The following is a 26179-nucleotide window of genomic DNA, read 5'->3' as shown; positions in this document are numbered from 1 at the left end:
TACAATGCGTGTCGTGTTGACCGGAGGAGGTACCGGGGGGCATATCTACCCCGCGCTGGCCATCGGCCGCGAAATATCGGAGAGACATCCGGGCACGTCGCTGCTGTACATCGGCACAAGCCGCGGATTGGAAGGCCGAATCGTGCCGGAGCAGGGCATCGCGTTCGAAAATATAACGATCACCGGCTTTCGGCGCTCGCTGTCGCTGGAGAACGTGAAAACCGTCATGCGGTTTCTGAAGGGCGTATCCCGGTCGAAGGAGCTGCTGAGGAAGTTCAAACCGGACGTCGTCGTCGGCACGGGCGGCTACGTCTGCGGCCCCGTCGTTTACGCGGCGTCCAGGCTCGGCATCCCGACGCTTATTCACGAGCAGAACGTGCTGCCGGGGCTGACGAACAAATTTCTGAGCCGCTATGTCGACGGCGTCGCGGTCAGCTTTAAGGAATCGGAGAAGCAATTCGCCAAGTGTCCGGACGTCGTCTATGCGGGCAACCCGTGCGCGACGCGCGTGCTGAAGGCGGACGGCCGCGCCGGCTTCGCTTCGCTGGGCTTCGCCCCGGGCACGCCGTTCGCGCTGATCGTCGGCGGCAGCGGCGGGGCGCGGGCGCTGAACGAAGCGTTCGTCCGCATGCTTCCGCTCATCGGGAAGCTGCCGGACGTGCGCTTCGTGTTCGTGACCGGCGAGAGGTTTTACAAGGAGACGGAGAGCGCCGTAGCCGGCAGTTCGCATGCGGCCGCGGGCCGCGTCAAAGTGCTGCCGTACATCGCCAACATGCCCGACGTGCTGGCCGCGGCGTCGCTTTACGTTGGCCGCGCCGGAGCGTCCTTCCTTGCGGAGGTTACTTCGCTCGGGCTGCCTTCGCTGCTCGTTCCGTCGCCCAACGTGACGAACAATCACCAGGAAGCGAACGCCAGAAGCTTGATGAACGCCGGAGCGGCGGACATGATTCTGGAGCGGGAGCTGAGCGGCGAGACGCTGTTCGCGGGCATCTCCGGCATTCTGGGCGACCAGGCGCGCCGACAGGCGATGGCTTCGGCGTCCCGGAGTCTCGGCATGCCGGAATCGGCGTCTATCATTTACGAACAAATCGCGAGATTGCAGCGCAAAAGATAAAAGAAGCGTCCTTCGACGGGCAGGCAATTGGGCGTTTGTCACCACCCCCGCCCAGCCGTCATAAGATACAGCGTGATCGTGAATGTCTGATCGGCAGGCGAGGCCGCGGCGGCGACGCGAGCCCGGAAGGACCTGGAAGGAGGATTGACCATGCAGCAATTGGTTGTCGAGCTGGAGCGGGCGGGAATCGGCCAGGTTCGGATGAATGAGCCGTTATCCTCGCATACGACCTGGAAAATCGGCGGACCCGCGGACGTGCTGATCGTTCCCGCGAGCGACGAAGAGCTCGAAGCAGCCCTGCGTCTGTGCGCGGCCCGCGAAGTTCCGTGGACCGTGCTGGGACGCGGGTCCAATACGCTGGTATCCGACAAAGGAGTCCGAGGGGCGGTCATCAAGCTGGGAGACGGCTTTGACGAGGTGCGATTCGATGGCGAGACGGTTACCGCGGGCGCATCGTATTCGTTCATCAAGCTGTCGGTCATGGCCGGCAAAGAAGGGCTTACCGGACTGGAATACGCGGGAGGCATTCCAGGGTCGGTAGGCGGCGCCGTCTATATGAACGCCGGAGCCCACGGGTCGGACATTTCACGCATCTTACAGTCGGCCAGCATCGTGTGGGAAGACGGAAGCAGGGAAGTACTCGGGAACGCGGAGATGAAGTTCTCCTACCGCCATTCCGTTCTGCAGGAACGCCGGGGCGTCATCACCCGGGCGGAGTTCCGTTTGGCGAGCGGAGACCGCAAGGAGATCGCGGCGGCCATGGCGACGTACAAGGATCGCCGGCGCCGCACCCAGCCGCTGCAGATGGCAAGCGCGGGCAGCGTCTTTCGCAATCCGCCGAACGATCACGCCGCAAGGCTGATCGAGGCGGCCGGGCTGAAGGGGCTTCGTCAAGGAGCCGCGGAAGTGTCCCAAGTGCACGCCAACTTTATCGTTAACCACGGAGGCGCTAAGGCCGAGGACGTCCTCACCCTCATCGGAAAAGTGCAGCAAATCGTCGAACAAACCTACGGAATAACGCTCGTGACAGAGGTTCGCATGATGGGTGAGCGGTAACCCGGAGGTGAATCCCTTGGACAATTTGGTGATTGAAGGCGGGAACCCGCTTTCGGGCACCATCCGTATCCATGGAGCCAAAAATGCCGCTTTGCCGATTTTGGCCGCCAGCTTGCTCGCGGAAGGAGAAGTGACGATCCGCAATGTTCCCCGGCTGCTCGATATCGAGGTCATGCTGGACATTTTGCGGGATCTCGGGTGTAAAGCCCGGCATCAGGATACGGTGGTGACGGTCGAAACGGCAGTCGCGACATCCTCGCACATTCCGGAGACGCTGATGCGCAAAATGCGTTCCTCGGTGTTTTTGATGGGGCCGCTTCTTGCGAGATTCGGAGAAGCCCAGCTCTATCAGCCAGGGGGATGCGCGATCGGCGAGAGAAAGATCGATTTGCATTTGCGCGGCTTGGCCGCGCTGGGAGCGAGAATCGAAGAGAAAGGCAGCAGAATCGTATGCTCGGCCCGCAGGCTGCAGGGCGCGGAGATCAGTCTGGATTTTCCCAGCGTCGGAGCGACGGAAAACATTATGATGGCGGCCGTTCTGGCTCGCGGCCGGACGACGATTATCGGCGCGGCCAGAGAGCCGGAAATCCAGGATTTGCAGCAGTTTCTTAACCGAATGGGCGCGCAAGTGAGCGGAGCCGGAACGGATACGATCACGATCGACGGGGTCGAGAGCCTGCACGGCTGCGACTTCGAGGTCATTCCCGACCGGATCGTCACCGGAACCGTCATGGTCGCTACCGCGGCTACCCGGGGCGAAGTCACGCTTGAAAACACGAACCCGGGCCATCTGACTTCTCTTATTCACGTTCTCCGCCGCGCCGGTGTTCAAATCGAGGTAGGCAATGATATAATGAGAGTCGGCGCCTTCAAACGGCCTACGGCCGTTGACCGGATCGTCACCTCTCCGTATCCGGCGTTCCCGACCGACATGCAAGCCCAGGTCATGACGCTGCTGGCGCTCGCCGACGGGGTGAGCGTGCTGAAGGAGACGGTGTTCGAGGGCCGCTTTAAGCACGTGGACGAATTGTGCCGCATGGGAGCCGATATCCGGGTGGATCTGAATAACGCCTTCATCCGAGGAGTGCCGCAGCTGTACGGCACGACGGTCGAAGCGACCGATCTTCGCGCGGGAGCAGCTCTCGTCGTCGCCGGACTGGTGGCGCAGGGCACCACGGTCGTCGAGCAGGTTCATCATATCGACCGGGGCTACGATCGGATCGAGGAGATGTTCCGGCGCATCGGCGGCAATATCAAGCGCGAAGTTCACAGGAGCAAAGTGTACAGCTAATCGGCTAACAGTGACGGGGCCCCGCTGCAGAAGCTCACTTCCGCTGCGGGGTTTCTTGCTGGATGACATAGGACATGTTGGGCGAAGGGGGGACAATTGTGAGCGAAAGAATTCCCGCGCTGAAGAAAGAGACGGCGCCGCCGCGCTCCAAGCGCGGCAAAAAGCTGATTCGGCTGTTGATCGCACTGGCGGCCATCCTGCTCGTCGTGCTCTTCTTCCGTTCCCCTTTGTCGAAAATAGACGAAATCCAAGTGACGGGCAACGAGTTCGTCGGCCGCGAGGAGATCGTAGAGGCGCTGGGCGTAGTGCCCGGAGACTCATTCTTCTTTCCCGGCATCGGCAAGCTGAAGCAGCGCGCGGAAGAGTTGGAACCGATAGAGAGCGTACTGATCATCAAGAATTTCCCCGGAGTGTTGCGCGTCGAAGTGAAGGAGTATCCGCATGTGGCCGTTCGGCTTTCTTCGGACGGAGGCATGTCGGCGATTCTATCGAACGGGCTGGTGCTGCCCATGCCCGAAGGGAAGCTGCCGGACAAGCCGATTCTGTCGGGATGGAGCGCCGACGACGCGAATTTGGCGGAGCTGTGCAGGGCGCTCAGCGATTTGCCCGGCTACCTGCTGTCGGACTTGTCCGAGATTCAACCGGATCCGTCCGTCTCTTATCCGAAAAGGATCAAGCTGTTCACCCGTTCGCGGTTCGAAGTGACGACATCGATCGACCTATTAAAAGATAAAATCGCTTATTTGAGCGATATCGTGCAAAACCGCGAGCCGGGAAAGATAACGATGTTGGATGTGGACTATTATTCTCCGTATTCGACGGAAATTGTTACAGAATAGACCGCGGAGGCCGATAAACTTAAGGAAAAGGACTCTACTCAATCCTCGAAAAGAATGCTAGAATTTCATTTATGGGCAAAAGCGGGAGCCGCCTGGAGAGTCGGTTTTCTGCCTTGCCGGATTAACTAAAAAAATTGTTGAAAAAAGAGGGAAAACCTCGCGGATGTGGAATATGTAGAGGAAGCATCCCTTGTTCGCAGCCATTTTCATCGATCTACGGGAGGTGCCACCGGTTGAGCAACAATGACCTCATCGTCAGCCTGGATATCGGAACTTCGAAAATCCGGGTGATTATCGGGGAGATCAGCAACGGGGCCATTAACATCATTGGCGTCGGTTCCGCCGATTCGGACGGAATCCGTAAAGGCGCCATTGTCGATATTGACCAAACCGTTCAATCCATCCGCAACGCTGTCGATCATGCCGAGCGCATGGTCGGAATAGGAATCAGCGAGGTTTACGTCGGGATTACCGGCAATCATATCGCATTGCAGAGCAATCACGGAGTCGTAGCCGTCTCCAACGAAGACAGGGAAATCGGCGAAGAAGATATCGAGCGTGTGCTGCAAGCGGCTAAAGTGGTTGCCCTGCCGCCCGAACGGGAAATCATCGGACTCGTTCCGAAGCAGTTTTTAGTCGACGGACTTTCGGGCATTCAAGATCCGAGAGGCATGATCGGCGTCCGGCTCGAAGTCGAATGCACGATTATTACGGGAACGAAAGCGGCCGTACATAACCTGATGAGATGCGTCGAGAAGGCGGGTCTGAAAATATCCGGTTTAATCTTGATGTCGCTGGCTTCGGGAATGATGGCTTTAACGAAGGACGAGAAGCAGATGGGCACCGTTCTCGCGGATATCGGCGCGGGTTCGACGACGCTGGCGATTTTCGAAGGCGGAAGCCTTGCGGCCGTGTCTACCCTGCCGATCGGCGGAGACTACGTGACAAGCGATATCTGTTACGGGCTTAAGACCCAGACGGAACATGCGGAGAAAATCAAGCTGAAATACGGGTGCGCCCGTATCGACGATGCCGCTGAGGATCAGAAGTTCAAAGTCATGAGAGTCGGAAGCAACATGGAGAAGGAATTTTCCCAGTTCGACCTCGCGAACATTATCGAACCTCGGATGCAGGAGATTTTCCAGATGATCCGGCAGGAAGTAAAGCGTCTCGGGTATCACGACAAAATCAATGGTTATGTTCTAACGGGCGGTTCGGTTTCTTTGCCGAGCGTTCTTCCGTTGGCCCAGTTCGAACTGGAATCCAACGTCAGAATTGCGGTGCCTGATTACATCGGCGTGCGGGATCCTTCCTTCAGCAGCGGTGTCGGGATGATTCAGTACGTGACCAAATACGTTCGGACGCGCGGCGCGGCCGGACCGAAGCGCGCTCCGAAAGCCAAAGCGGCGGCAGGCAGCACGGGACCGGCGCCGAAACCCGGCATTGTTGAATGGTTCAAAAACATGTTCAAGGAATTTATTTAAGCCGCCGCGTATGAGGAACCATTCATGGGAGCAAGGAGGAGTTAACTAATATGTTGGAGTTTGATTTTGAGATGGAACCACTTGCAAAAATTAAGGTCATTGGGGTCGGCGGCGGCGGCAGCAACGCTGTAAACCGAATGATCGAGACCGGCGTAAAAGGCGTCGAGTTCGTAACGGTGAATACGGACGCTCAAGCGCTGCACCTGACGAAGTCCGAGCAGAAGCTTCAGATCGGGGACAAGCTGACTCGCGGACTCGGCGCGGGCGCGAACCCTGAGGTTGGCAAGAAGGCGGCCGAGGAATCCCGCGAATTCATTACCAACTCGCTGCGTTCGGCGGATATGGTATTCGTAACGGCAGGAATGGGCGGCGGCACCGGTACCGGCGCGGCTCCCGTCATTGCTGAACTGGCAAAGGAAAGCGGAGCGTTAACGGTAGGGGTCGTAACTCGGCCGTTCACGTTCGAAGGCCCCAAGCGGTCGAGGCAAGCCGAGGCGGGCATCGAAGCCTTGAAAGACAAAGTCGACACGCTGATCGTGATTCCTAACGACCGGCTGCTCGAAATCGTGGACAAGAAAACGCCGATGGTGGAAGCTTTCCGCGAAGCGGATAACGTCCTTCGTCAGGCGGTTCAGGGTATTTCCGATTTGATCGCCGTTCCCGGCCTGATCAACTTGGACTTTGCCGACGTGAAGACGATCATGTCCGAGCGCGGCTCCGCGCTGATGGGCATCGGACAAGCGTCCGGGGAGAACCGCGCGATGGAGGCTGCCCGCAAGGCGATTATGAGTCCGCTGCTGGAAACGTCCATCGAAGGTGCGCGCGGCGTGATCATGAACATTACCGGCGGTTCCAACCTGAGCTTGTACGAAGTCAACGAAGCTGCTGAAATTGTCATGGCCGCCTCCGATCCGGAAGTCAATATGATTTTCGGCGCAAGTATCGACGACAGCTTGAAGGAAGAAATCAAAGTTACCGTCATCGCGACGGGATTCGAGCACAAAAGTCCAACACAGCGTCCATCGTTCACCTCTTCGGCAATGTCTCAAGCGCAGCCGGATCCGGTCAGCCACGGCAACGAAACTCGCCAGACGAACAATTTGCGTCCTTTCGGCAATCAAACTTTGTCGAACGACCAGTTGGACATTCCGGCGTTTTTGCGGAACCGTCCTCGCGGAGACCGTTAACCGGCTCAACGCAATTGCAACAATCAAGCTGTCATTCTACGGCAAACCAAGCTCCCATTCTACGTTATGTAGAACGGGAGCTTTTTTTTATGTACGATTCAGAAAGGATAAAATCCGCTATCCTTATCTGAATCGTCTCCGACCAAACACATTCATCGTCCAGAGGACGTCGAAGGCGTTTTTGCTTGGATCAACGACCTGACTATACTTCCGTTCTCGACAAAAAAAGGTAAGCTGGGCTGGCAAGATTAGACAGACACCGGATTTGAAAGCGATTATACTGGGTTCATCCATCCCGGCCTGCTTGCTGGCGACTTTACCGGGCGATGAAGGATGGGGGCTCAGTATGACCGTCTATGTAGATCTTGTGTTTCTGACCAACTTGGCCGTTGACGGCGCGGTGCTGATGGCGACCGCCAGAGCGCGCCGCATTAAGCCGTCCCGTCCTCGTCTGTTCGCGGCCGCATGCCTTGGAGCTTTGTACGCGGCGCTGATGTTCCTGGCTCATATTCCTTACATGTATTCCTTCGGAGCCAAAGTATTCGTCTCTGTCGTGATGGTGCTGCTCTCGTTCGGCTATGGCGGTCCGCTGCGTTTCCTTCGCAACTTCGCCGCTTTCTACGTCGTCAATTTCGCTACTTTGGGCGGAGTGATCGGGCTGTCTTTTTTGCTGCGGAGCGCGGATTCTCCCTGGGGCGGAATGGAGTTTACGGCAGACGGCGGGTTGATTCTGGAATGGCAAATGCAGCTCGGACTGTTCGCCGTCACGTTTTTATTGTCCGTCTGGATGTTCCGCAGCGCCTCCGAGACGAGCCGCAAACGACAGGAGCTGGATCAACTCGTATGGGACACGGAAATCCGAATCGACGACGAGAGCTGGACGCTCAAAGCGCTGCTTGACACAGGCAATCGGCTGTACGATCCGCTTACGCGTATTCCCGTCATGATCATGGACGCCGACGTGTGGAAAGAACGGCTGCCGGCAGGCTGGAGCGAGCGGCTAAAACAGGAATCTCCGGATCGGCTCATATCCGAGCTGGACGCGCAAGTTTCGGAGAACTACGCATGGGGGAGCAGGCTCCGTCTGGTCCCGTACCGTGCCGTGAACGGATCCAGCCGGCTTATGCTGGCCGTCAAGCCGGATCACGTCATGCTGCATCGGGACGGTCAGCCCCCTCTTCAAGTGAACCGGGTGCTCATTGGTTTAGATGGAGGCACTTTGTCATCCGAAGGAACTTATCGCGCCATCGTCCATCCGGACATGGTTCAAGCCGACCCCGTATCGTCGGCTCCATCTCAACCTGCGTGACAGGAGGTAGCAGAAATGTTCGTGAACTTGAAGTTGAGGACGCAATTGTCGATTTATCGCCTGTTGTTCCGGTTCGGTTGGAAGAGCGAGGAAGTGTACTACATCGGCGGAAGCGAAGCGTTGCCGCCGCCGCTCAGCCGCGAGGAAGAAGAGTATTTGCTGGAGCGGCTTTCTACGGGAGACGCCGCCATTCGCGCCATGCTGATCGAGCGGAACTTGCGCTTGGTCGTCTACATCGCCCGCAAATTCGAGAACACCGGCATCCATATCGAGGATCTGGTATCGATCGGCGCGATCGGGCTTATTAAGGCAGTCAACACATTCGATCCGGACAAAAAAATCAAGCTGGCCACCTACGCCTCGAGATGCATCGAAAACGAAATTTTGATGTACTTGAGGAGAAACAGCAAGACGAGAACCGAAGTTTCCTTCGACGAGCCGCTCAACATCGACTGGGACGGCAACGAACTTCTGCTATCCGACGTGCTCGGTACGGAGAACGATACGATCTACCGCAACATCGAAGAGCAGGTAGACCGAAAGCTGCTGCACAAAGCGCTCGATAAGCTGAGCGAGAGAGAGCGGACGATTATGGAGCTCCGTTTCGGTCTGGCCGACGGTGAGGAGAAGACGCAGAAGGACGTAGCGGACTTGCTCGGCATTTCGCAATCGTACATTTCCCGTCTGGAGAAGCGCATTATCAAGCGTCTTCGCAAGGAGTTCAACAAGATGGTTTAGAAATTGTAAGAAAATTCGGGGTTCTTGTCCATGGGAATAAAAACCCCCTTCCCGGAGATACTTTACATTAATGCTGCTCCCCGGGAGGAATTGCCTTTGACCCGTAACAAAGTGGAGATTTGTGGAGTGGACACCTCAAAGCTGCCTGTCCTCACCAATGCCGAAATGAGGGAGTTGTTTCTCGCTCTGCAAACCCGTGGAGAGATTTCCGCCAGGGAAAAATTAGTGAATGGCAACTTGCGGCTCGTACTCAGCGTAATTCAGCGATTTAACAATCGCGGAGAATTCGTGGACGACCTTTTCCAGGTCGGCTGCATCGGACTGATGAAGGCGATCGACAATTTCGATCTGAGCCAGAACGTCCGGTTTTCCACTTACGCCGTCCCGATGATCATCGGAGAGATCCGCCGCTATCTCAGGGATAACAACCCGATCCGCGTATCCCGAAGCCTCAGAGATATTGCCTACAAAGCGCTGCAGGTCCGGGATCAACTGACGAATCAGCACTCCAGGGAACCGACCATCCTGGAAATATCGGAAGTGCTGAACGTACCGAAGGAAGACATCGTGTTCGCTTTGGACGCCATCCAAGATCCCGTGTCTTTGTTCGAGCCGATCTATCACGACGGAGGAGACCCGATCTTCGTGATGGATCAGATCAGCGACGAACGCAACAAGGACATTCAGTGGATCGAGGAGATCGCTCTGCGCGAAGCGATGAGAAAGCTTAACGACCGCGAAAAAATGATCTTGTCCATGAGGTTCTTCGAAGGCAAAACCCAGATGGAAGTCGCCGACGAGATCGGCATCTCGCAAGCCCAGGTTTCCCGCCTCGAGAAGTCGGCCATACAACAAATGCAGAAGCACGTCAAAACCTGATTACCAAGAGCAAGCACATCAAAATTTAATTAGCAGCACACGAAGAAGAGGATGGATGCCTGATGGCGCCATCTTCTTTTTTCTCTCTTATAGCCATTATCCCGTCGACTCAGAACAAAACGCCTGAGGCAGCTTCTCTGCATTCTCCACCTTCATTCATCCTATCTGCCTCCATCCACTGTGCATCTACTCTGCAGCGACTCTACAATCACTACGCGTTAACTTTACATGTACTCTGCACATTTTCTGCACCGCTCGACATCGGCAGAATCCCCTCAGTTCTCCAGCCCTTTCAGTCCGCCAACCTTCCAACCCGTCTAGCCTGCCGCCTATCCAGTCTTTAAGCTCTCTTCGAGTCCCCAAGACTCCTCAAGTCCTCAAGTCCTCAAGTCCTCAAGCCCCACAGGCTCTCAGGCCATCTAGCCGCTCAGGCTCATGTAGCTCATCTCGGCCCTTATAGCCATTATCCCCTTGGCTCAGGAGCTCAGCATTTTCTTCAAAAGGGTTGGCGGAGCAGAAAGGTAACTCATACCTATAAATGCAGGAAATAAACCCAGTCACCCTCGGAACAAGTGATGGTTAGAATTCGAAGAGAGAAAGGAAGGTTTAAACGGCTTCTTTAAGCAACTTGTTGTAGATGAGTTTGTGTTTGTCGGAGTGGTCGATACGGCTGGTCAACTGAGGGTAGGTCACGGCGGTTGATGAGACGGCGCATTGAAGCAGATGGAGGAACAGGCTGGAGGGCCTGTCGAGATTGTTCACGCCGAAACAGAACTGGTCAAGATAGGATTGCAGATGCTTGGGTCCGATTCCGCTAAACGTATAATTGATCCAGTTGCTTGCACGCTTGCACAGCTCAATTAGCGGCCAGTAACGATCGCCGCTGAATCTCAAAATAACGGCGCGAACGTCTTTCGCATCGGGGGAGACATGGTGGTCCACAAAATGGTGCTTGCCCCCGTTCGTAATCCGGTCGTGAATCAAATAGTTGTCGGGGACCTGCTTGATTTTCACGTAAGAAAATTGCCCGTTGTCGTCTAGTGTTGCCGCTGCAAGCAAAGGCTGTTCCTGCGGATGGCGAAATACGGTCGGATTGTAAGGGCGGCCGTAAACGCCGCAATTGATTCGCACGAATCCGCCCAGAAGCTCCTTGGAATCGGCCGTAGACATGGCTTGTCGTATTTTTTGGCAGATAAGCCAGGCTGTTTTATAAGTTGTCCCGATGATTTCGGCGAGTCTTAACGCGCTGATGCCCCGCGGGCGGGCATGAAGGAAGATAGCCTGGAACCATAAGCGGAGAGGTGTGCGGCTGCCTTCCATGATTGTGCCGGTAATTAGCGAGGTTTGCACTCGACAGGAACGGCACTCGTATAAGGGCAGGCGTCGTGTCCGAATCTCATAGAAATGCGGGTGAGAGCATTGCGGACAACGGAATCCATGCGGCCAACGCGCAGCAAACAAGGCTTGGATGCAAGATTGTTCATCCTTAAATTTGTCGCAAAATTGCTCGAAAGTTACGCCGTTTTCCATTCCCTAACCCTCCCCTTTCGCGAACGTTTGTTCTTGTTTTAGAATATACTATTTTTTCTAGTTTTTCAAGTGCATTTTAACTTTTATTCGAGATTTATAAGGATTCTGAGCCGATGGGATAGTGGGCATCTAGCGGAGCTTAGTTGAAGTTGTGAATCTGGTGAATCTGGTAAAATCAATTCAATTAGCTGAATTTAGTTGTATCTGGACTTCTCCAGCTATGGTTAATTGCTTGCAGCTTTTTCTGGTATGGGAGCGTGCGTTTGGATGTGCTTGAATTTATCCAGGCTTTCCTGGATCTATCTGCACTTCTCTGAAAAGTCTTAAGAAGCTCTCTCACTGAGTCAAGGGGATAATGGCCGTAAGGAGAAAAAAAGAGCTCATGAGTTGCGCCGCAGTGTGGTGTCCTGAAGGAACGGGATAATGGCGATAGGAGCCAGGCGAGTGAAATAAGGCGCCGCCGATAGGGCTGGCTAACTGAGCGAACGGGATAATGGCTGTAAGGCAAGAAAATGCGAGAGAATGAAGGGGCATCGTACATTTTTCCCAGGAGGATCATATATTTAATAGCAGGGTACGAGTGCCCGGGGCGGACTGGGGGCGTGAACGGATGAAAATATCGGATTTTCAGACGAAGGACGTAATCAACATCGTCGACGGGAAGAAGCTCGGGCAGGTGAGCGATCTGGAGCTTGATTTGCGGCAGGGGCGCATCGATTCGATTGTGGTGCCGACTTCGACGAGGCTGTTCGGGATGTTTGGCGGGGGCAATGACGTCGTTATTCCATGGCGGAACATCGTCAAGATCGGAACCGACGTCGTGCTGGTCCGGCTGGACGATGCGAAGGTGTACCGGCTGGAGGACGGGGATGCGCACTCGGGGAGATAGCGTGCCGGCGGGCGCGCTTTTCTTCCGCTTGCGCCGCGGCTATGGTACACTTGGGGTCGGAGGTGCGATAGGTTGGAGCCTTTTGTATTGCGCGAAGAGAAGGGACAGCCTTCGTCTTTGTTTATGCTGCAGATTTGGTGCGGGACGGACGACGGGCTGACCGCGGGTTTTACGACGAGACGCGCCGGGAACGTGGCTCTGCACGTCGGGGACGACCCGCTGGCGGTCGTCTCGAACCGGGAGACGATGGCCGAGTCGCTGGGCTGGGATTTTGCGGCCTTCACTTGCGCGGAGCAGGTGCACGGAAACGACGTTTACGTGGTTAAGACGGAGGATATCGGACGGGGACGAACGAGCCGGGAGACGGCTATTGCCGACACAGACGCGATGATTACGAACAAGCCGGACGTGCTGCTTGCGATGTTTTACGCCGATTGCGTTCCGCTTTATTTTCACGATCCCGTAACGGGAGCGATGGGACTGGCCCATGCCGGCTGGAAGGGAACCGTGTCCGAAATTGCAGTCAAGACGGTCGAGAAGATGCGCGAGATATACGGAGTCCGGCCGGAAAACATGAGAGCGGCCATCGGACCGTCGATCGGCGATTGCTGCTACGAAGTGGATGAATCGGTGTTGAAACACGTGCGGCCTTTATTGGATACTTCGACGGAAGAAATCGTCAGACCGAACGAAATTGGCGATCGGGCACAGCTTAACTTGAAACATTTGAACCGACAACTTATGATAAAAGCAGGAATATTGCCGAGCCGCATCGAAATATCTTCATGGTGTACGAGCTGTCGCACGGACCTGTTGTTTTCCCATCGGAAAGAAAAGGGAGCGACGGGGCGGATGATGAGCTGGTTGGGCAGAAAATCGAGGTGATCGTTTCGTGGCATTGGAAGGCCGTCTGCGAGACGTGGAAAACCGGCTGGAGCAGGCATGTTCGAGGAGCGGCAGGCGACGCGAGGATGTGCGCATTATCGCGGTCACCAAGTACGTATCGACCGCCACGGCGGAAGCCGTCGTGCGTGAAGGCGTGACTCATATCGGAGAAAACCGCTGGCCCGACGCGAAGGCGAAATGGGAAGCGCTGAAGGGACAAGCCGTTTTCCACTACATAGGTTCCTTGCAGACGAATAAAGTCAAAGACGTTATCGGCAAATTCGACTACGTCCATTCGTTGGACCGCGCTTCGCTGGCCGAAGCGATCCACAAGCGGGCGCAGACGCTCGGCTTGTCGGTCCCCTGCCTCCTGCAGGTGAATGTTTCGGGCGAGCAGTCCAAGCACGGACTGGAGCCGGGAGCGGTCAAATCTTTTCTGGAGGAGCTGCGAAGGTTCGATCGCATCAAGCCGATCGGCCTGATGACGATGGCGCCGTACGAAAGCGAACCCGAGGAGACCAGGCCGGTTTTCCGAGCGTTAAGACAGCTAAAGGATGAATTGAACGCATCTTCCGCTCTAGACGAGCCGTTGACGGAGCTGTCGATGGGAATGTCCAACGATTTCGAGGTGGCCGTGGAAGAAGGCGCGACTTGGGTGCGTTTGGGAACGGTGCTCGTAGGGAAAGAAGAAATAGAGGAGGGATAGGCATGGGTGTCATGAATCGGTTTCTTAATTACTTGGGGTTGCAGGAAGAACAGGAACAGCAGGAGGCGGAGCGCGAACGTTTCGCCGCCGAGAACGAGGAGCAGGAAATTGAAACCCCCGCGTTCGAAACGCGTAGACATTCGAGTAAGAACAACGTCGTGAGCATTCATTCCCAGAAGGCCGCCCGCGTCGTTCTCACGGAGCCCCGTTCTTACGATGAAGCGCAGGAAATCGCGGATCACTTGAAGTCGCGACGCTCGGTCGTCGTTAATCTGCAGCGCGTCAGAAGAGATCAGGCGATTCGGATCGTCGATTTTCTGAGCGGCACCGTGTACGCCCTCGGCGGCCATATCTCCAAGCTGGGATCGGACATTTTCCTCTGTACGCCGGATTCGGTGGAAGTGTCGGGAACGATCACGGAAATGTTGTCCGAGGAATCCGTCGACTATCCCAAAATGAGGTGACACCAGGTTGGAGCAATTAGAAACTTATATTGGCATTGTGTACCGCATCTACTCATACATGATCATCATTTACGTGCTCATGTCTTGGCTGCCTGCCGTGAAGGAGAGCTTCGTCGGCGAGCTGCTCGGCAAATTGGTGGAACCGTATTTGAGACCTTTCCGCAAGCTGATTCCTCCGATCGGCGGCATGCTGGACATCTCCCCGATCATCGCCTACTTCGCGCTCGGTTTCGTCGCGCAAGGGTTGATCGCCGTGCTGAGATTCCTGTTCGGGTAAGCGCCTATGTCGCGTACAAGTCTTTACGAGCATTTTCATCCCGATGAAAAAGCATTCGTGGATCGCGCCTTGGAGTGGGTCGAGAGAGCCGCCGAACGTCACGAGACGAAGCGGACGGATTTTCTCGATCCGCGCCAGGCGCATATTTTGTTTACGCTGGCGAACCGGGAGCCGGACGCCCAGGTGCGGCTGGACGGCGGAAGCCCGCACTCCGAGAGGAAGCGGGCGTTGGTCGCTCCCGACTACCGTGTGCTGGACGACGAGGATATGGGAATCGTCGTCCTCGACATCGCTTCGGACGATCGGAAAATTGCCGATCTGGATCACGGAGATTACTTGGGCGCTTTGCTCGGTCTTGGCATCAAGCGGGACAAAATCGGCGATCTCCACGTCAGCGAGGCGGGCTGCCATGCGCTGATCGCGGAGGAAATCGGGGATTTTCTCGTCGGGCATATGAAGCAGGCGCACCGCGTAGACGTCAGTGTCTCCGTAAGGCCGCTCTTCGAGCTGCGCGAAGCCAAAGTCGAGCTGCAGGAGCAGGTGCTGTCCGTCGCTTCGATGCGGCTTGACGGGATTGCGAGCGACGTTTTCCGGCTCAGCCGGGCGAAGATCGTGGATCCGATCAAGGCGGGCAGATGCCGCGTGAGCTGGAAGCCGGTGGAGGATCCGTCGCATCCGCTCAGAGTCGGCGACGTCGTGTCGATGAAAGGCTTCGGCCGATTTAAGATCATCGACGTGGAGGGCGTGTCGAAAAGCGGCAGAACCCGGGTGCGCATCGGGAAATTTGTGTAGAATTGCAGAAGGAATTTTTCAGCTTTCGTCGAATTGATGTTGTGAATAGGCTACTTGGAAATCAGGAACCGAGGAGGTGCACCGATGCCACTGACACCACTAGACATCCATAACAAAGAATTCGCCCGCCGCCTTCGCGGTTACGACGAAGATCAAGTCAACGAGTTTCTCGATCAGATTATCAAGGATTACGAAGCGATGATCCGCGAGAACAAGGAATTGCAAAATATGGTCGCCGCTTCCCAGGATAAGCTGGGCCATTTCTCGAACATCGAAGAGACGTTGAGCAAAACGATCATCGTTGCGCAAGAAGCGGCGGACGAGCTGAGGAACAACGCGAAGAAGGAAGCGCATCTGATCGTGAAGGAAGCGGAGAAGAACGCCGACCGCATCATCAACGACGCGCTGGCGAAATCCCGCAAAATCGCGCTCGAGGTCGAAGAGCTGAAGAAGCAAGCGACGATCTACCGGGCGCGTTTCCGCGCGTTGATCGAATCCCAGATGGAGCTGCTGTCGCAGGACGGCTGGGAATCGCTTGAAGGGCGCGAGCCGCGGGGAATTGAAGCCTGAGCGGTTGCGGGGAACGAAACGGGGAAGTATAATAGGGTATTATGAATGAACTGCAACGTTGAAGACGGGAACGAGTAAGCGCGATACCCAAGCTCAGAGAGTTGGCGGAAGGTGCGAGCCAATGCGAAGGATGCGCCGAATATCCTCCCCGAGACGCCTGCCGAACGACGCGTTGCTGTTATGCAGCCGCGATCAGTAAGCGAGGCCGGAAGTCCGCCGTTACCGGATGCTGAGTTGCCGTCTCTTCGCTACTTTTGCGAGCGGGTGGAACAAGGGTGGTACCGCGAGTTCGACTCGTCCCTTTTTTGGGGGCGGGTCTTTTTGTTTTTGTCGCAGCAGCAATGAAGCAATCGAAAGGATGAAACCCATGCAAAGAGTCGACGTCAAGGAAAAAGCGCGAGCCCGGGAGCAGCGCGTTCTGGAACAGTGGAGGAAGGAGGATACGTTCCGCCGCTCGATCGCCAATCGGGAGGGCAAGCCGAACTTCGTCTTTTACGAAGGGCCGCCTACGGCGAACGGAAAGCCGCACATCGGCCACGTGCTCGGACGCGTCATCAAGGATTTCGTCAGCCGCTACAAGACGATGGCCGGCTACCGCGTCATCCGCAAAGCCGGCTGGGATACGCACGGCCTGCCGGTCGAGCTGGGCGTAGAGAAGCAGCTCGGCATCTCGGGCAAGCAGGAGATCGAGAAGTACGGCGTGGAGCCGTTCATCATCAAGTGCAAGGAGAGCGTGTTCGAGTACGAGCGCCAGTGGCGCGAGCTGACCGAAGCGATCGCGTATTGGACCGATCTAGATGATCCGTACATCACGCTCGACAACAACTATATCCAAAGCGTATGGCACATCCTGGCCACGATCCATGAGAAAGGGTTGCTGTACCGCGGCCATCGCGTCAGCCCATACTGTCCTTGCTGCCAGACGACGCTCAGCTCGCACGAGGTCGCTCAAGGCTACGAGGACGTCAAGGATTTGACGGCGACGGCCAAGTTCAAGCTGAAGGAGAACGGCGACTACGTGCTCGCCTGGACGACGACGCCTTGGACGCTCCCGGCGAACGTGGCGCTGGCCGTTCATCCGGAGCTCGACTATGTGCGGGCGAAGCAGAACGGCGAAGTGTATGTCGTAGCGGCAGCGCTCGCCGACAAGGTGCTGAAGGGCGAGTACGAAACGCTTGGCACGGTAAAAGGACGCGAGCTCGTCGGATTGACGTATGAGCCGCTGTTCCCTTACGTGACGGTGGACAACGCTTATCGCGTCATCGACGCGGAGTACGTTACCGATGCCAGCGGTACAGGGATCGTTCATATTTCTCCCGCTCACGGGGAGGACGATTACCGGGTAGCGCGTCAACACGGCATTCCGATGCTGATGGTCGTCAACGGCGAGGGCAAGTATATCGCGGAAGTGACGGACATGGCCGGCCGCTTCGTCAAAGACTGCGACGTCGACATCGTCAAGATGCTGTCGGAGCGCGGCCTGCTGTTCCACAAGGAAAGAATGGAGCACAGCTACCCGTTCTGCTGGCGCTGCAAAACGCCGCTGCTCTATTACGCGACGGAGAGCTGGTTCATCAAGACGACCGCGGTCAAGGACCAACTGATCGAGAACAACAAGCAGATCCAATGGTATCCGGAGCATCTGAGAGACGGCCGTTTCGGCAAGTTCCTCGAAGACCTGGTCGACTGGAACATCAGCCGGAACCGCTATTGGGGCACTCCGCTTAACGTGTGGACGTGCGAAAGCTGCGGCAAGGAGAAAGCGCCGCACAGCATTGCCGAGCTGCGGTCGCTGGCGATCGAAGACGTGCCGGAGACGATCGAGCTGCACAAGCCTTATGTGGACGACATCCATCTGCGCTGTGAATGCGGCGGCAAGATGAACCGGGCGTCCGAAGTAATCGACGTCTGGTTCGACAGCGGCTCGATGCCGTTCGCGCAATATTTCCACCCTTACGGGGACGAGGAGAAGTTCCAGGAGCAGTATCCGGCGGACTTCATCTGCGAGGGGATCGATCAGACGCGCGGCTGGTTCTTCAGCTTGCTGGCGGTATCGACGCTGTACAACGGCCAGGTGCCGTACAAGTCGGTCATCTCGACCGGGCACGTGCTCGACGAGAACGGCCAGAAGATGAGCAAATCGAAGGGCAACGTCATCGATCCTTGGGAAATCATCGACGAGTTCGGTACGGATGCGTTCCGTTGGTCTCTGCTGGCGGACAGCGCGCCGTGGAACAGCAAGAGATTTTCCAGGGGCATCGTCGGCGAAGCGAAGTCCAAAGTGGTGGATACGCTCGTTAACACGCACGCCTTCTACGCGCTGTATGCCTCCATCGACGGATACGTTCCGTCGGAACATGCGCGGGTCCAATCGGACAACAAGCTGGACCGCTGGATTGTGTCCCGGCTGAATACGCTGATCCAGGAAGTTGTGAAAGGGCTGGACACCAACGACTTCCTCAATCCGGCGAAGGCGATCGAGACGTTCGTCGACGAGCTGTCGAACTGGTACGTGCGTCGTTCGCGCGATCGGTTCTGGGGCAGCGGCTTGACGGAGACGAAGGTGGCAGCCTATCAGACGCTGGGCGAAGTGCTGCTGACGCTGTCCAAGCTGATCGCGCCGTATACGCCGTTCGTCGCCGAGGATATTTACGGCAACTTGGGCGGAGAAGGCAGCGTGCATCTCGCCGACTATCCGCAGGCGGACCCGACGGCGATCGACGCGGAGCTGGAGCGCGAGATGGCCGCGGTGCGCGGCATCGTCGAGCTGGCGCGGAACATCCGCAACGAGACCGGCTTGAAGACGCGCCAGCCGCTGTCCGAGCTGCTCGTGTCGCTGAGCGAAAGCTTCGATCTGTCGGGCTACGAGGAGATCGTGCAGGACGAGATCAACGTCAAGCGGATTACGATCGTCAGCGACGACGGAGGCTTCGTCAACTTTAATCTGAAGCTGAACCTGAAAGTCGCGGGCAAGAAATACGGCAAAAACGTCGGACCGATCCAGGCGGCGTTCAAGGCGATGTCGAGCGACGAGACGCGCGGCGTCGTCCAAGCGGGCAAGTTCGAGTTCGTATCGCCGGACGACGAAGCGCTGACCGTCGAGCTCGAGGAAATTCTCGTCGAGAAGGAAGCGAAGACGGGCTTCGCCTCCGCATCCGGCGGCGGCCTGACCGTGGCGCTCAACACGGAGATCACGCCGGAGCTGGAGCAGGAGGGCTGGGTGCGCGAAGTGATCCGCGCCGTGCAGGATACGCGCAAGAAGCTCGACCTGCCGATCGAGCGGCGTATCGATCTCGTGCTCGACGTCGACGCCGAGCTGGAAGCGGCGCTGCGCGCGTTCGATCATGTGCTGAGGGAAAACGTGCTGGTGAACGAAGTCTCGTTCGGCAAGACGGATGCGACGGAAGCGGTGCAAGCCGGGGAGAAAACGATCGGCGTAGCGATCGCGTCGAAAGCATAATTCGTGCGGCTGTAAGCTAAACATAATAGGGTAACCGATAAGACGAGCTCCAGAGTTCCGAGGCGGATGGCATCCGCCTCGGGCCGGGCTCGTTTTGCGTTCGGCAGCCCCGGGTAATGACCGGTTAAAGGATGTCCGAAAGGGGGAGTGCGGCTATGGCCGGCAATTCGAAAAACAAAGGAAAGCCGAATTCGATCCAGGTCAAGCTGGCTTCCAGGCGGCCGACAGAGCCGAATGAACCGATAGAGCCGAATGAACCGATAGAGCCGAATGAACCGGCGGAGAGATTGGCGGAGGAGACGAAGGATTTGAAGGGGACGCTGCTCTTCCTGTCCGACAAGCTGGAGAGGCTGTCCATCGACATGGAGAAGGCGCAGCTCAAGGAATACGTCAACCTGATGCATCGTCCGTGGCAGCTGATCTTCAAAAATTTTATCGCGGGAACGGCGCGCGGGGTCGGTATCGCGCTCGGATTTACGTTTTTCGCCGCGACGATCGTTTATTTGCTGCAGCTGCTCGGGGCGCTGAATTTGCCGATCGTGGGGGATTACATCGCGGACATCGTAAGAATCGTTCAGCGGCAGCTGGAGATCAATCCGTATTGAGCTTACGGGTCGCTGCCGCCGAACGGGGTTGGAACGCCGTTTAATAAGAATCGGAAAGCTCGCTTGGCTCGAGCAGATGATCGCCTTCGTTGTCGTCCATGTACCGGTGGTAAGCGTGGTTGCGAACGATGGAGACGTGAGTGCCGGTAATATCGGTGGCGACGAAGCTTTCGTAAGACTCGACGAATCCGTCGTTCTCGTCGGCTTCGATCTCCATATGGTTATAATCTTCCACATTGTTGTCCTCGGCCATCGCCGGCGTGTTGGAGGTGCCCCAGAACTCGACGATCTGCCAGGCGTCCTCTCCGTCGAAGCCGTTCTGGTCGTCTCTGTCGTCCAAGCTGGTTCGTCCGAACGGAGGAGCGAGGAACGGCTCCTCGACCGGACGGTCGTTGGAAGGCTCCTGACGGGGTTCATGCTCGATGCAATAGATGGCCGTCGGCAGCGCTTCGAGCCTGTCGACCGGAATAAACTTCCCGCACGCGGCACAATGTCCGTATTCTCCCGTATCCATCCGTTCCAGGGCGGCGTCCACCCGCTCCAGCCGGAACGCTTCCTTTTCCAGCAGGGCCAAATCCTTGCTTCGTTCGAACATCTCCGTACCCGCATCGGCCGGGTGATTGTCGATGCCGGTAAGCTCGCCGGTCGAATCGCGGTATGAGGCGGCGAGGCCGAAATGCCCGTTATCGTTCACGCGCCGCTCGAGCTCGCATCTTTCCTGTACCAGCCTGCGCTTTAACGATTGGAATGTTTCCTGATCCAGATGCTTCGGCAACGTCATCCACTCCCTTTAACGAGGTGCATTCGAATGGTTCGGTCGATTGTAGTTTTCACGGATGCGCCCGGTTTTACGTGCGGACGGCCGCCGGACTTGTCTGGGGGATTTGTCGATTTTTACTTGCGCTTCGTGGACGCTCCCTGTCGCGGTATGATAAAATCAACAGGCAGGAGAATGAGACGAAGGGCGGAAAAAGGCAATGCAACGTCGGATTTGGCCGATATGGGTTTATTACGGAATTGCGGTTATCGCTTTTCTGATCGATTACGCGAGCAAGAAGATTATCAGCCGCACGGTCGAGCTGGATACGGAGAGAATTTCCGTGATCGGGGATTTCTTCATGATTACCCATATCCGCAATAGAGGCGCGGCTTTCGGGATGCTGCAGGAGCAGCGGCTGTTTTTTATCGTGATTACGACGATCGTCGTAATCGGCATAATCTGGTATTTGCACCGTTCCTACCGCACGGGCACCGTACTGCTTCTTTCCGCATTGGCTACAATATTGGGAGGCGCCGTCGGCAACTTCCTCGATCGCGCGCTGTACGGCGAAGTCGTCGATTTCTTGCAGTTTAACTTCGGATCGTACACGTTCCCGATCTTCAATTTCGCGGATACCGCAATATTCGTAGGCGTCGGAATGGTTATTTTGGACGCGCTGCTGACTATGAAACAGGAGAATAAATCGAATGGCAATGGAGAGCAATCCCAAGATCAGTCCCCTGAACAACCCTCCGTCTGAAGACGATTTCGAATGGACGATCGAGGAAGGCCAGGCCGGTGAGCGGGCGGACAAGCATATCGCTCAAGCGCTGGCGGAGCAAGGGGAATCCTTCTCGCGATCGCAGATTCAGGAGTGGATACGCACGGGCGCGGTAACCGTTAACGGCGCGGAGATTAAAGCGAACGCCAAGCTGGCGGTCGGAGACGTCATCCGCATCGTGCTTCCAGAACCGGAGCCGGTCGAGGCGTACCCGGAAAATATTCCGCTCGAAGTCGCGTACGAGGATTCCGACGTTATCGTCATCAACAAACCGCGGGGCATGGTCGTTCATCCTGCGGCCGGTCATCCGAACGGGACGGTAGTGAACGCGCTGCTGTACCATTGCAAGGACTTGTCCGGCATTAACGGCGTCATGAGACCGGGCATCGTGCACCGGATCGACAAGGATACGTCCGGGCTGCTCATGGTCGCCAAGAACGACTTGGCGCACGCATCGCTCGCGGAACAGCTCAAGGAGCATAGCGTAACGCGCAAATATCGCGCGCTGGTCCACGGCGTCATGCAGCATGACAAAGGGACGGTGGACGCGCCGATCGGCCGTGCCAACCACGATCGCAAGCTGTACGTCGTCACGGACAAGAACAGCAAGCATGCGGTGACCCATTTCTCCGTGAACGAACGGTTCGACGAGTATACGCTGCTCGATCTGAAGCTGGAGACGGGGCGGACGCACCAGATTCGGGTGCACATGAAGTACATCGGCTATCCGCTCGTCGGCGATCCGGTATACGGCGGCAAGAGCGGCCGGACGCTCGGCATGACGGGACAGGCGCTGCACGCGGAAACGCTCGGCTTCAAGCATCCGAGAACGGGAGAATATATGGAGTTTTCCGCGCCTCTTCCGGAGGATATGGAGCATTCGCTCGGCATTTTAAGGACGAGGTAAAAGGCACGAAATGGGCCGTTCGGGACAGGCGCTGCGATAACTGCAAATGATCGGCGCAATAATCCATGGCGGACTTTCCGCGTATCGTTCATAGTTTGAATGTGAAGCATGTTAACATGTAACGATACAAGGAGTGTCTCGAATGAGCGTGGAACAATACCAGTCGACTTACATTCAGGAGCAGTTCGCGAATCGCATCGGCGGTTCCAATTACGGCAAAGATACGAACATTTATAAATTCGAGAAAATCAAGCGGGCGAAAGCCGCGGCGCGGCAAGCCCACCCGGACGTTGAATTGATCGACATGGGCGTCGGCGAGCCGGATGAGATGGCGGACGCGGGCATCGTCGCCAAGCTGGCGGAGGAAGCGGCCAAGTCGGAAAACCGCGGGTACGCGGACAACGGCATCGCCGAGTTTAAGGAAGCCGCTGCGAAGTATTTGAAGGAAGTGTTCTCCGTGGACGGCATTGATCCGGAGACGGAAGTGCTGCACACGATCGGGGCCAAGCCGGCTCTGGCTATGCTGCCTACGGTGTTCATCAACCCGGGCGACGTGACGATCATGACCGTTCCGGGCTACCCGGTTATGGGCACGCATACGAAATATCTCGGCGGCGAAGTGTACAACGTCCAACTGACGAAGGAAAACAACTTCCTGCCGGATCTGGATGCGATTCCGGAAGAAATCGCAAGCCGCGCCAAGCTGCTGTACTTGAACTATCCGAACAATCCGACGGGCGCCGCGGCGACTGTGGCGTTTTTCGAGAAGGTCGTCGCTTGGGCGAAGAAGTTCAACGTGGTCGTCGTTCACGACGCTCCGTACGCGGCGCTGACCTATGACGGAGTCAAGCCGTTCAGCTTCCTGTCCGTTCCGGGCGCGAAAGACGTCGGCGTGGAGCTTCACTCCCTGTCCAAGTCTTACAACATGACCGGCTGGCGGATCGGCTTCATCGCCGGCAACCCGCTGATTGTGAAGGCTTTCGGCGACGTGAAGGACAATAACGATTCCGGACAATTCATCGCGATCCAGAAGGCGGCCGCTTACGGTCTGGCCAATCCGCAAATTACCGAGGCGATCTCGGCGAAATATTCCCGCCGCCACAACATGCTCGTCGCGGCGCTGAACGAAATCGGCTTCCGCGCGGAGAAACCGAAAGGCTCCTTCTTCCTGTACGTCGAAGCGCCTAAAGGCATCGTCGGCGGACAGCGGTTCGAATCCGCGGAAGATTTCTCGCAGTTCCTGATTCGCGAGAAGCTGATCTCTACCGTGCCTTGGGATGACGCCGGCAAGTTCGTCCGTTTCTCCGTTACTTTCATCGCTCAGGGCGAGGCGGAAGAAGCGCGCGTCATCGACGAGATCAAGCGTCGTTTGACCGACGTTCAATTCGAATTTTAAGCATCGGAATTCCTTGACACTTCATGTCGAACATGGGATAATCATTGTTAATGAAACGGGTACCTTTAATTCAGTCCAGAGAGACTGGCAAGGTGGCGCAGAATTGACACATATCCCGGGACATGCGACCGTACATGCTCATCTTCTGCTTAGGCTGAAGTGTGAACAGGTGCTGGTGCTGTGTGCCTGCCGATATTTTGTTCTGGCTGAATCCTCCTTGCGAACTCGCAAGGAGGTTTTTTAATGTGCAAATCCCGGGTGAAGGAGGGATCGGTTTGTCGGACTCGCGCGTCATTATGGACGAATCCGCCATTCGGCGGGCGCTTACCCGAATCGCTCACGAAATGGTCGAGAAGAACAAAGGCATTCAAGATTGCGTGCTGATCGGAATACGAACCCGGGGCGTGCATCTGGCCTACCGAGTCGCCGATAAAATTCTGGACATCGAAGGGCAGCCGATTCCGGTCGGGGAACTGGACATTACCCGCTATCGCGACGACCGACCTTCGGCGGCCAGAGCGAGCGCCGCGGGGCCGGGCGAAGAGCTGAAGAGGCTCGTCACCGACAAGCGGATCATCCTCGTCGACGACGTGCTCTACACCGGTCGCACGATACGCGCGGCGCTGGACGCGCTGATGGATTGCGGGAGGCCGCAATCGATTCAGCTGGCGGTTCTCGTCGATAGAGGGCATCGCGAGCTGCCGATCCGCCCCGATTACGTCGGCAAGAACGTGCCGACGTCGCGGCACGAGAAGATCGACGTCTCGCTCAGCGAGATCGACGAGACGGACTGCGTCACGATCCTGCATCCGCGCGAGGCGGAAGTTGGACGGTAATCGATAATCGGACGATAAACGGACGATAAACGGACGCCAATGGACAGTACCCACTATCTACTTAAACGTAATGGCAGTTAACCACAGCAGAGGAGGCGCCAGGGAACAGATGACGACATGGATCATTAACGCTAGCAGATGGAGCGCGGAAACCGGAGGTCTCGAAGTCGCGCACGTGCGCATCGAGGAAGGGATTATCGCGGAATGGCGCGCCGGAGAAGCGACTCCCGATACATCGGGAGCGGAAGTGATCGACGCTCGGGGCAAGCTAATCTCGCCGGGGTTGATCGATATGCACGTTCACTTGCGCGAACCGGGCTTCGAATATAAGGAGACGATCGCCAGCGGAACGGAGTCGGCGGCGAAGGGCGGCTTCACAGTCATCGCGCCGATGCCGAATACGCGGCCGGTCATGGACACGCCGGAGACGATCTCGCTCGTGCTCGACAAGGCGAAGACGGAAGGCGTCGTGCGCGTGCTGCCTTATGCCGCGATCACGAAGAACGAGCTGGGCCGCGAGCTGACGGACTTCCCGGCGCTGAAGGAAGCCGGAGCGATCGGTTTCACGGACGACGGCGTCGGCGTGCAGAACGCGCAGATGATGAAGAACGCGATGGCGCTCGCCAAATCGCTCGACATGCCGATTATCGCCCACTGCGAGGACGACTCGCTGGTAGAGGGCGCGGCGGTCACGGACGGGGCGTTCGCCCGCAAGCACGGGCTTAAGGGCATTCCGAACGAGTCGGAAGCGATCCATGTCGGCCGGGACATTCTGCTGTCCGAGGCGACGGGCGTACACTACCACGTCTGCCACGTCAGCACGGAGCAGTCGGTTCGCTTGATCCGGCTCGGCAAGTCGGTCGGCGTGAACGTCACCGCTGAAGTATGTCCGCACCATCTGCTGCTGTCGGACGAAGATATTCCGGACAACATGGACGCGAACTGGAAAATGAATCCGCCGCTCAGAACGCCGCGCGACGTCGAGGCGTGCATCCAGGCGCTGGAGGACGGGACGATCGACATTATCGTGACCGACCACGCTCCACACAGTGAGGAAGAGAAGGCGCGGGGCATGGAACGGGCTCCGTTCGGAATCGTCGGATTCGAGACGGCATTCCCGCTGCTGTACACGAAATTCGTCCGCACCGGGCGATGGAGTCTCGACTTCCTGCTGCGCAGGATGACGAGCGATCCGGCGAAGGTGTTCCGCCTGCCTTACGGCACGATGGACGCCGGAGCGCCCGCGGATCTGATCCTGATCGATCTGGAGAACGAGCGGGAAGTCGATCCCGCGAAGTTCCTGACGAAAGGCCGCAATACCCCGTTTACGGGTTGGAAACTATACGGCTGGCCGACGATGACGATGGTCGGCGGCAAAGTGGTCTGGACCGAAGAGAACGGCATTAACCGCTAAGGAGTGATTG

General features: G+C 57.0%; 25 protein-coding genes and 1 other annotated feature. Of the genes, 23 read left to right on the top strand and 2 right to left on the bottom strand.

Annotated features, from left to right (window positions below; all coding sequences use genetic code 11):
• Positions 1–4 precede the first annotated feature (4 nt).
• The 9 genes from murG to sigG all read left to right on the top strand — a co-directional run bounded on the left by murG (position 5) and on the right by sigG (position 9897).
• A complete protein-coding gene (gene murG, locus B0G52_RS00825) occupies positions 5–1114 on the top strand; it encodes an undecaprenyldiphospho-muramoylpentapeptide beta-N-acetylglucosaminyltransferase (RefSeq protein ID WP_094041613.1) in 1110 nt (369 codons plus the stop codon).
• Between the two features lie 150 nt (positions 1115–1264).
• On the top strand, positions 1265–2170 hold the full coding sequence (gene murB, locus B0G52_RS00820) for a UDP-N-acetylmuramate dehydrogenase (RefSeq protein WP_094041612.1): 906 nt from the start codon (positions 1265–1267) through the stop codon (positions 2168–2170).
• A gap of 16 nt (positions 2171–2186) precedes the next feature.
• Positions 2187–3461 (top strand): UDP-N-acetylglucosamine 1-carboxyvinyltransferase, encoded by a 1275-nt coding sequence (gene murA / locus B0G52_RS00815; protein ID WP_094041611.1) that lies wholly within the window; start codon positions 2187–2189, stop codon positions 3459–3461.
• A 98-nt stretch (positions 3462–3559) separates the two neighbouring features.
• A complete protein-coding gene (locus B0G52_RS00810) occupies positions 3560–4300 on the top strand; it encodes a cell division protein FtsQ/DivIB (RefSeq protein WP_158223524.1) in 741 nt (246 codons plus the stop codon).
• Positions 4301–4533: 233 nt separating this feature from the next.
• Positions 4534–5784 carry a cell division protein FtsA gene (gene ftsA / locus B0G52_RS00805; RefSeq protein WP_094041609.1) on the top strand — a complete coding sequence of 417 codons (1251 nt, stop codon included), beginning with the start codon at positions 4534–4536 and terminating at the stop codon, positions 5782–5784.
• A 50-nt stretch (positions 5785–5834) separates the two neighbouring features.
• On the top strand, positions 5835–6971 hold the full coding sequence (gene ftsZ, locus B0G52_RS00800) for a cell division protein FtsZ (RefSeq protein ID WP_094041608.1): 1137 nt from the start codon (positions 5835–5837) through the stop codon (positions 6969–6971).
• 346 nt (positions 6972–7317) lie between these two features.
• Entirely contained in the window at positions 7318–8280 is a 963-nt protein-coding gene (gene spoIIGA / locus B0G52_RS00795; protein WP_094041607.1) for a sigma-E processing peptidase SpoIIGA, read from the top strand.
• A 15-nt stretch (positions 8281–8295) separates the two neighbouring features.
• A complete protein-coding gene (gene sigE, locus B0G52_RS35820; RefSeq protein ID WP_198960567.1) occupies positions 8296–9018 on the top strand; it encodes an RNA polymerase sporulation sigma factor SigE in 723 nt (240 codons plus the stop codon).
• A gap of 96 nt (positions 9019–9114) precedes the next feature.
• Complete coding sequence (gene sigG, locus B0G52_RS35815; protein ID WP_198960566.1) at positions 9115–9897, top strand: RNA polymerase sporulation sigma factor SigG; 783 nt, start codon at positions 9115–9117, stop codon at positions 9895–9897.
• A gap of 606 nt (positions 9898–10503) precedes the next feature.
• Here sigG and B0G52_RS00785 read toward each other — a convergent pair.
• On the bottom strand, positions 10504–11427 hold the full coding sequence (locus tag B0G52_RS00785; RefSeq protein ID WP_094041606.1) for a transposase: 924 nt from the start codon (positions 11425–11427) through the stop codon (positions 10504–10506).
• Positions 11428–12037: 610 nt separating this feature from the next.
• Between B0G52_RS00785 and B0G52_RS00780 the strand changes: the two genes are divergently transcribed.
• The 9 genes from B0G52_RS00780 (at position 12038) to B0G52_RS00740 (ending at position 20075) form a co-directional block, all read left to right on the top strand.
• A complete protein-coding gene (locus B0G52_RS00780; protein WP_094041605.1) occupies positions 12038–12316 on the top strand; it encodes a YlmC/YmxH family sporulation protein in 279 nt (92 codons plus the stop codon).
• Between the two features lie 72 nt (positions 12317–12388).
• Positions 12389–13201 (top strand): peptidoglycan editing factor PgeF, encoded by an 813-nt coding sequence (pgeF, locus tag B0G52_RS00775; RefSeq protein WP_094041604.1) that lies wholly within the window; start codon positions 12389–12391, stop codon positions 13199–13201.
• 7 nt (positions 13202–13208) lie between these two features.
• Positions 13209–13907, top strand: coding sequence for a YggS family pyridoxal phosphate-dependent enzyme (locus tag B0G52_RS00770; protein WP_094041603.1), 699 nt, complete (start codon positions 13209–13211; stop codon positions 13905–13907).
• A 2-nt stretch (positions 13908–13909) separates the two neighbouring features.
• The gene (locus B0G52_RS00765; protein WP_094041602.1) at positions 13910–14371 is read left to right on the top strand and encodes a cell division protein SepF; all 462 of its coding nucleotides are present in this window, start codon (positions 13910–13912) and stop codon (positions 14369–14371) included.
• A gap of 7 nt (positions 14372–14378) precedes the next feature.
• The gene (locus B0G52_RS00760; RefSeq protein WP_094041601.1) at positions 14379–14648 is read left to right on the top strand and encodes a YggT family protein; all 270 of its coding nucleotides are present in this window, start codon (positions 14379–14381) and stop codon (positions 14646–14648) included.
• 6 nt (positions 14649–14654) lie between these two features.
• Positions 14655–15440 carry a YlmH family RNA-binding protein gene (locus tag B0G52_RS00755; protein ID WP_094041600.1) on the top strand — a complete coding sequence of 262 codons (786 nt, stop codon included), beginning with the start codon at positions 14655–14657 and terminating at the stop codon, positions 15438–15440.
• Between the two features lie 84 nt (positions 15441–15524).
• Entirely contained in the window at positions 15525–16010 is a 486-nt protein-coding gene (locus B0G52_RS00750) for a DivIVA domain-containing protein (RefSeq protein ID WP_094041599.1), read from the top strand.
• A 52-nt stretch (positions 16011–16062) separates the two neighbouring features.
• Positions 16063–16315: a binding site (T-box leader), on the top strand.
• A gap of 62 nt (positions 16316–16377) precedes the next feature.
• The gene (ileS, locus tag B0G52_RS00745; protein WP_094041598.1) at positions 16378–19470 is read left to right on the top strand and encodes an isoleucine--tRNA ligase; all 3093 of its coding nucleotides are present in this window, start codon (positions 16378–16380) and stop codon (positions 19468–19470) included.
• Between the two features lie 341 nt (positions 19471–19811).
• Positions 19812–20075: a DUF5665 domain-containing protein gene (locus B0G52_RS00740; protein WP_369826999.1), complete on the top strand. Its 264-nt coding sequence runs from the start codon at positions 19812–19814 to the stop codon at positions 20073–20075.
• A gap of 40 nt (positions 20076–20115) precedes the next feature.
• On the opposite strand, the gene B0G52_RS00735 is transcribed toward B0G52_RS00740, so the two are convergent.
• Positions 20116–20856, bottom strand: a complete 741-nt coding sequence (locus B0G52_RS00735; RefSeq protein WP_094041597.1) for a TraR/DksA C4-type zinc finger protein — start codon at positions 20854–20856, stop codon at positions 20116–20118.
• A gap of 196 nt (positions 20857–21052) precedes the next feature.
• Here B0G52_RS00735 and lspA point away from each other — a divergent pair, with 196 nt between their 5' ends.
• The 5 genes from lspA to B0G52_RS00710 all read left to right on the top strand — a co-directional run bounded on the left by lspA (position 21053) and on the right by B0G52_RS00710 (position 26169).
• On the top strand, positions 21053–21595 hold the full coding sequence (gene lspA / locus B0G52_RS00730) for a signal peptidase II (RefSeq protein WP_094041596.1): 543 nt from the start codon (positions 21053–21055) through the stop codon (positions 21593–21595).
• Positions 21549–22523 carry an RluA family pseudouridine synthase gene (locus B0G52_RS00725; RefSeq protein ID WP_233162292.1) on the top strand — a complete coding sequence of 325 codons (975 nt, stop codon included), beginning with the start codon at positions 21549–21551 and terminating at the stop codon, positions 22521–22523. The genes lspA and B0G52_RS00725 overlap by 47 nt, the downstream gene beginning before the upstream one ends.
• A 142-nt stretch (positions 22524–22665) precedes the next feature.
• A complete protein-coding gene (locus tag B0G52_RS00720) occupies positions 22666–23919 on the top strand; it encodes an LL-diaminopimelate aminotransferase (protein WP_094041594.1) in 1254 nt (417 codons plus the stop codon).
• A 296-nt stretch (positions 23920–24215) separates the two neighbouring features.
• Entirely contained in the window at positions 24216–24755 is a 540-nt protein-coding gene (gene pyrR / locus B0G52_RS00715; RefSeq protein ID WP_094041981.1) for a bifunctional pyr operon transcriptional regulator/uracil phosphoribosyltransferase PyrR, read from the top strand.
• A gap of 109 nt (positions 24756–24864) precedes the next feature.
• Positions 24865–26169: a dihydroorotase gene (locus B0G52_RS00710; protein ID WP_094041593.1), complete on the top strand. Its 1305-nt coding sequence runs from the start codon at positions 24865–24867 to the stop codon at positions 26167–26169.
• Positions 26170–26179: the final 10 nt, after the last annotated feature.

Origin of the sequence: Cohnella sp. SGD-V74 (assembly GCF_003001675.1) — a bacterium.
In the GTDB taxonomy this organism is placed as follows: Bacteria; Bacillota; Bacilli; order Paenibacillales; family Paenibacillaceae; genus Cohnella.
Note: the sequence above shows the minus strand (reverse complement) of the source record. Positions and strands in the feature narration are given on the sequence as shown.

Excerpts from the sequence above, each read along its gene's own strand:
- murG (WP_094041613.1), top strand. The coding sequence starts at position 5 with ATGCGTGTCGTGTTGACCGGAGGAGGTACCGGGGGGCATATCTACCCC.
- murB (WP_094041612.1), top strand. The coding sequence starts at position 1,265 with ATGCAGCAATTGGTTGTCGAGCTGGAGCGGGCGGGAATCGGCCAGGTT.
- ftsZ (WP_094041608.1), top strand. The coding sequence starts at position 5,835 with ATGTTGGAGTTTGATTTTGAGATGGAACCACTTGCAAAAATTAAGGTC.
- spoIIGA (WP_094041607.1), top strand. The coding sequence starts at position 7,318 with ATGACCGTCTATGTAGATCTTGTGTTTCTGACCAACTTGGCCGTTGAC.
- sigE (WP_198960567.1), top strand. The coding sequence starts at position 8,296 with ATGTTCGTGAACTTGAAGTTGAGGACGCAATTGTCGATTTATCGCCTG.
- B0G52_RS00785 (WP_094041606.1), bottom strand. The coding sequence starts at position 11,427 with ATGGAAAACGGCGTAACTTTCGAGCAATTTTGCGACAAATTTAAGGAT.
- B0G52_RS00780 (WP_094041605.1), top strand. The coding sequence starts at position 12,038 with ATGAAAATATCGGATTTTCAGACGAAGGACGTAATCAACATCGTCGAC.
- B0G52_RS00765 (WP_094041602.1), top strand. The coding sequence starts at position 13,910 with ATGGGTGTCATGAATCGGTTTCTTAATTACTTGGGGTTGCAGGAAGAA.
- B0G52_RS00755 (WP_094041600.1), top strand. The coding sequence starts at position 14,655 with ATGTCGCGTACAAGTCTTTACGAGCATTTTCATCCCGATGAAAAAGCA.
- B0G52_RS00750 (WP_094041599.1), top strand. The coding sequence starts at position 15,525 with ATGCCACTGACACCACTAGACATCCATAACAAAGAATTCGCCCGCCGC.
- ileS (WP_094041598.1), top strand. The coding sequence starts at position 16,378 with ATGCAAAGAGTCGACGTCAAGGAAAAAGCGCGAGCCCGGGAGCAGCGC.
- B0G52_RS00735 (WP_094041597.1), bottom strand. The coding sequence starts at position 20,856 with ATGACGTTGCCGAAGCATCTGGATCAGGAAACATTCCAATCGTTAAAG.
- lspA (WP_094041596.1), top strand. The coding sequence starts at position 21,053 with ATGCAACGTCGGATTTGGCCGATATGGGTTTATTACGGAATTGCGGTT.
- B0G52_RS00725 (WP_233162292.1), top strand. The coding sequence starts at position 21,549 with ATGGAGAGCAATCCCAAGATCAGTCCCCTGAACAACCCTCCGTCTGAA.
- B0G52_RS00720 (WP_094041594.1), top strand. The coding sequence starts at position 22,666 with ATGAGCGTGGAACAATACCAGTCGACTTACATTCAGGAGCAGTTCGCG.
- pyrR (WP_094041981.1), top strand. The coding sequence starts at position 24,216 with ATGGACGAATCCGCCATTCGGCGGGCGCTTACCCGAATCGCTCACGAA.
- B0G52_RS00710 (WP_094041593.1), top strand. The coding sequence starts at position 24,865 with ATGACGACATGGATCATTAACGCTAGCAGATGGAGCGCGGAAACCGGA.